Source organism: Flavobacterium sp. XS2P24 (assembly GCF_030010285.1).
In the GTDB taxonomy this organism is placed as follows: domain Bacteria; phylum Bacteroidota; class Bacteroidia; order Flavobacteriales; family Flavobacteriaceae; genus Flavobacterium; species Flavobacterium algoritolerans.
Genome location: NZ_JASCRU010000074.1, coordinates 1 through 1,479, shown reverse-complemented (window position 1 = coordinate 1,479; position 1,479 = coordinate 1). Strand labels below are relative to the sequence as shown.

At 34.0% G+C, this 1,479-nt stretch carries 2 protein-coding genes and 1 pseudogene; all 3 read left to right on the top strand.

Going from position 1 to position 1,479, the window contains the following annotated elements; genetic code table 11:
• Positions 1-98, top strand: a pseudogene (locus QLS31_RS16235) (IS1595 family transposase); the annotation flags it as partial.
• 49 nt (positions 99-147) lie between these two features.
• Positions 148-573: a GNAT family N-acetyltransferase gene (locus QLS31_RS16230; RefSeq protein WP_282744707.1), complete on the top strand. Its 426-nt coding sequence runs from the start codon at positions 148-150 to the stop codon at positions 571-573.
• A gap of 67 nt (positions 574-640) precedes the next feature.
• A complete protein-coding gene (gene kdsB / locus QLS31_RS16225; RefSeq protein WP_282744706.1) occupies positions 641-1,366 on the top strand; it encodes a 3-deoxy-manno-octulosonate cytidylyltransferase in 726 nt (241 codons plus the stop codon).
• The last annotated feature ends 113 nt before the right edge of the window (positions 1,367-1,479 follow it).

The window sequence follows — 1,479 nt, the reverse complement described above, 5'->3', positions numbered from 1 at the left end:
AATTATACCTAAACGAGTTCGTTTACAAGCTTAACAGACGGTATTTTGAGGAAAAATTATTCGATAGGCTAGTAATAGCAAGTATTACAGAATTATGACTAAAAACGGACAATCAATAAGTTAAATAAAGAATTGGTTTGTCTTCAAATGATTGTTTATAATCCAATCGATATTGCCATTAATGACCCAATCGTAAAATTGACTGACAAACATATTGATGCTTTATATGAGTTAGTGGACTTGGTGCAACCGGGATATTTTAAAAAGAAAACTGCTTTATTAGGTAATTATTACGGCATTTTCAAAAATGAGGAACTTGTTGCCGTAACTGGTGAGCGCATGCAAATGAATGACTTTATTGAAGTCAGCGCAGTTGTCACACATCCCAATCATACCGGAAAAGGATACGCGAAACAATTAGTTGTCCATACCGTAAATGAAATTTTCAAGCAAAATAAAACGCCTTATTTACATGTGATTGAAGACAATAAAGGTGCAATACAATTGTACGAGAAATTGGGTTTTACAATCAGGCGAAAAATTAGTTTTTGGAATATCACCAAGCAAATTTAAGGATTGAGAACAATTTTGTAAATCCTAAAAACATACTAACTTAGCGCTTTAGCAATTCCATATAAAAATGAAAATAATAGCAGTCATTCCCGCCCGTTACGCTTCGACACGATTTCCCGCAAAACTGATGCAGGATTTGGGAGGTAAAACGGTCATTTTAAGAACTTATGAAGCAGCCATAAAAACGCAATTATTTGATGATGTTTTTGTGGTAACGGATTCCGATTTAATTTATGATGAAATTGTTTCTCACGGTGGAAAAGCTATTCGAAGCATCAAAGAACATGAATCGGGGAGTGATCGAATTGCGGAAGCAGTCGAAAATCTGGATGTTGATATTGTAATCAATGTACAAGGAGACGAACCATTTATTGATGCGGAACCTTTGGCAAAAGTGATTGAAGTTTTTAAAAATGATTTGGATAAAAAAGTGGATTTAGCTTCTTTGATGCGCGAAATCACAAATGAAGACGACATCAATAATCCTAATAATGTAAAAGTGGTAGTGGATCAAAACGGATTTGCTTTGTACTTTTCACGTTCGGTAATTCCATATCCAAGAGAGAAAAATGTGGGCGTTCGCTACATGCAACATATTGGGATTTATGCTTTTAGAAAACAAGCTTTATTAGATTTTTATAGTTTACCAATGCAATCTTTGGAAGCATCCGAAAAACTGGAACAACTGCGTTATCTTGAATTTGGAAAACGAATCAAAATGATTGAAACCACTCATGTCGGAATCGGAATTGATACTCCTGAAGATTTAGAAAAAGCCAGGAGAATGATATGAACATGCCCCAAAAAGTTAGACACTATTTGGGGCATTTTTATGGAAAAAAAAGTAAAGTATGATTATGCATTTAAGTTAGAATGTGTAGAATTAGTTTTAAAACAACATTTCAC